The following is a 3,824-nucleotide window of genomic DNA, read 5'->3' on the forward strand; positions in this document are numbered from 1 at the left end:
TAGCGTACAGAAAATCGGCTTTTTCTATGTGAAAAATTGCTTAGCGTACGAAATTCGCGTTTTGTTGGTGCTACCCCTAAATAAACTTGCATCCCTAAATTATTCATTATAAGCACCTCTTTCTTTAAAAAAATAAAATTTCACATACTATATCTAAAGTGTAAACATATATTCAAAAATAGTCTATATTCAAAGTATCCATCTACTTATCCACTAACCAAGTAAGTAATAAATCCCTTATTTATTCCTCTATCTTAGTAAGTCATTCCCCCAGGTCTTAAACAATCTCAAGTTTTTCATCTTTTCTTCGTAATTAAGCTTGACTGGAAGTTTTGAAGGTTTTTATCATGTGGGAACGATTAAGGAACACGGCTGGAAGGCAGATTTATCCCCTACTTTGAAAGATCACAAAAAAGTAATCAATCAAAATAGATGGATAAGCGTCTTGTTTTCGCCATGCGGTCACTTATAAGGTATCCGTATGTATAGACCCTGTTCACTCAGCGATTTTCACCGCATACATCCTTTTTCTATGGTTTGTCCTTGTAATATCGTCCCTACACGACAAACTGAATGTACTCCCTAGCACCGTAATGCTAACGATAACCACCCGAACCTTTTAGAGAATCGTCCCTGGGCAAGTTCTCGCCCTCCCTCACCAGAAGAACAGGATTCCAATGAGGGGTGCTGTTTTTGTAGGCGCATACTCTGTACCCCCTGCACGACCAACAGCTAGCCACGCACGTAACACGTTCCCCCTATATGTATAGCAGCACGGAATTACGGCTTATCAGTTTTTATTTACGTGGTTTCAGGCAATTCCACGCGAACCAAAACAAAAAGGCATCTCCAATTCCTAAATGGCCTGTAGATCCACAAGACTTCTAGGTTTAGAGATGCCCGTTATATATCTTTTGGACTATAAAATAATCAAAACTAGTATTTACTAGTTGATATTTATCCAAACAATGATAAAATGGGTATATCAAAGAAGCCTCGTGAAAAGGCATAGTTGTTTAAGGTCAGTGGTGGTACACTACTTAAACGTTAACACTGTCGGTTAAAACAGTTTTTTCTAGTCAAGTGGTGGTACACTACTTAAACGTTAACACTGTCGGTTAAAACAGTTTTTTCTAGTCAAGTGGTGGTACACTTGCTAGAGCAAGTCATTCCCGCTAATGGTTGGCGCCAATAGCATATGGGAGTGGCTTTTTGTTTTGTGTTCATATTCAATTGTTTTGCTCGATCTTCGTTTATGTAAAATATCAAATTGTGTTTTGTTTTGTAGAATGTTGCTTGTTGTTTATTACGTTACAACAAGCTTTTTTCTTTGTAAATACCCCTATAAGTGGGTTTATGTCATCTAGTTAACTTAAACGAAGGATACAAAGATAAAAAGATAAAAAGATACATTTATCTTTAGATACAAGGATACATTGTTTACCTTTGTGTATCTTTAGATACAAAGATAAAAAGATAGAAAGATAAAAAGATACATTAATTATCATTGATATTATAGGATTTTTATTAAAAGTTATGTACACGAAAAATAAGGTTAATCTATTAAACACAAAAAAAGATACATTTACCCTTTTACTTTTTGTACAAGCACGTGTTATTATCAATTCGAGAATAAAAAGATAAAAAGATACATTTATCCTTTGTTACAATTATATTACAAATTTAAAAGGAGCGATTCCTGTGAGAAAAGGATACGTCATAATCAACGCCCAACAAAAAGGTGGAGTTGGAAAAACAACTGATTCGTGTATGGAATCTCTTGTGGCTTCTTTAATCTTTAATAAGAAAGTTTTATTTATTGATACTGACCTTCAAGGGAACGGTACAACATTTTTAGCGAAATCATTTAACATTACTGAAATGCAAAAGACTTTAATGAAGTGTCTTGAAGAAGGAGACTTATCATCAGGGATTGTACATCTGCATGAAAACTTAGACATGATTCCATGCGGATATGACATGAGGAAATATGCTGACTTCTTAATTGAAACATTCAATACAGTTGAAGACAGAACTTTTTACCTTTCTAGATTGCTAGAAAAAATCAAATACAACTACGATTACATATTCATCGATATTCCACCTTCAACAGATTTAAAAGTGGATAATGCGATGGTAGCAAGTGACTACATTATTGTTGTTCAAGAAACTCAACAATTTTCATACGAAGGAAGCCAACGTTTAATCTTTGAATACATTCAAACATTAGTTGATGACTTTGGATCACTCGTAAAAATGCAAGTTGCTGGAGTACTTCCAGTATTACTTCAACAAAAACGTGCTTTACACAAGGAAATCGTTAAAAGTACAATCGCTACTTTTGGTGAAGAAAATGTGTTTACTACGATTATTAACAACCATGCACGTTTAGAATGGTATCCACGAATCGGGTTACAATTTGAAGATCATCATGATAAGAGAATGCTAGCTTTATTCTGCGATATTTTCTGTGAGTTAGAAGAAAGAATTCACCTTTTCGAAACTGAGGGAGATATTGAACCGGGATATAGATATACACAAAAGTATTTCGTAGAAAATAAACTTACTAAGTTAGGGAAGGGGATTGACATAAGTGGCTTTAATCAAAAGGGAAACACCTCAAGAACCGAAGATAACGCAATCTGCTAATACAGAGAGAAATGTTCAGATTACCAATAACAACATCACGCCCAAAAAGAAAGTTTTAACAGCACAAGATAGAAAGAACATAAAAGTAACTCCTGAATCATTTAGCAAAATTAAAACCATTTGTACGATGAAGAGTATGAAGAATTATGAATTCATTGATGAAATTTTAGAGTTCTACATTGCTAATAATTTAACTGAGCGTGAGCAACGTATTTTAAAAAACATAACGTCCAATAATAAATAGCTTAAGTGATTACTAAATAGGAGTGGTACCTTTGGAAAATAAAAGTAAATCTTTTGTAGTAACTGTTACACCTATTGAGGAAAGTTCATCTTTAAATATTCAAAGTGATCAGACTAACACGAAAAAAGAAATACAGACACCAGGGAAACCAGATCAACGTTTAGTTCCTTCTAAAACTGCTAAAATTTCACCAGCCGTTTTGCTAAAGCTAAATACTCTTAAACCATTTATTCAGGAACAAGAGAGTATGGATAAAACATCAATAAACAACATTATAGATATTCTTGTTGAAAGTTATGTAGATACTCAACTGGTAAATCGACATTCTAAAGCATATAAAGATATGTACAAGCGTCTGTACGAGACGTTAGAAAATAAATAGAGGAAAAAGTTTTAAGTAGGAGTGGTACTTGTGGAGAATAAGAATAATTCATTTGTAGTAACTGTTACACCTATTACTGATGATTGGAATTCGGATACAGATAATAAATTGCAAATACCAGAGAAAAAGAATTTTAAAAACCAACAGGGTAGTATTAAAATTTCCAGTCAATCCAAAGAGAAACTTGAAGCTCTAAATAAACTTACAAATACCAAATATGCTCATGAAATAATTGATATACTTATAAAAAGTTATGTTGAAAATGAACTAACTTCTGATCAAAAAAGAAAGTTCGAATTACTTACGGACTTATAAAATCATTGAAGTATCCCTATATCAGGGGTACTTTTTATTATGTATCCTTGTATCTAAAGATACATGTATCTTTTTATCTTTGTATCTTTTTTATTTTAAACAGTAAAACATATACTCTTGCTTTACTTTCTTTTTCTCACCCCCCCACCAATAGCTCATTTAGTCGGGTAAGCGGGGGGCATCGCTGCCCCCAACTCCCCTCAGAACCGTACGTGACAGTTTCCCATCATACGG

At 33.6% G+C, this 3,824-nt stretch carries 4 protein-coding genes; all 4 read left to right on the forward strand.

From position 1 onward, the window contains the following. The first annotated feature begins 1,701 nt into the window (after window positions 1-1,701). The 4 genes from prgP to PDQ33_RS28420 are packed head-to-tail and all read left to right on the forward strand — an operon-like array spanning window position 1,702 to window position 3,590. On the forward strand, window positions 1,702-2,649 hold the full coding sequence (gene prgP, locus PDQ33_RS28405; RefSeq protein ID WP_001225478.1) for a ParA superfamily DNA segregation protein PrgP: 948 nt from the start codon (window positions 1,702-1,704) through the stop codon (window positions 2,647-2,649). Continuing rightward, the gene (locus tag PDQ33_RS28410) at window positions 2,594-2,893 is read left to right on the forward strand and encodes a hypothetical protein (protein ID WP_001173935.1); all 300 of its coding nucleotides are present in this window, start codon (window positions 2,594-2,596) and stop codon (window positions 2,891-2,893) included. The genes prgP and PDQ33_RS28410 overlap by 56 nt, the downstream gene beginning before the upstream one ends. A 31-nt stretch (window positions 2,894-2,924) precedes the next feature. Continuing rightward, window positions 2,925-3,275, forward strand: coding sequence for a hypothetical protein (locus PDQ33_RS28415; RefSeq protein WP_000428907.1), 351 nt, complete (start codon window positions 2,925-2,927; stop codon window positions 3,273-3,275). A gap of 30 nt (window positions 3,276-3,305) precedes the next feature. Next, complete coding sequence (locus PDQ33_RS28420) at window positions 3,306-3,590, forward strand: hypothetical protein (protein ID WP_000428553.1); 285 nt, start codon at window positions 3,306-3,308, stop codon at window positions 3,588-3,590. Window positions 3,591-3,824: the final 234 nt, after the last annotated feature.

The organism is Bacillus cereus group sp. Bc031, from assembly GCF_027716265.1.
Lineage (GTDB): Bacteria > Bacillota > Bacilli > Bacillales > Bacillaceae_G > Bacillus_A > Bacillus_A paranthracis.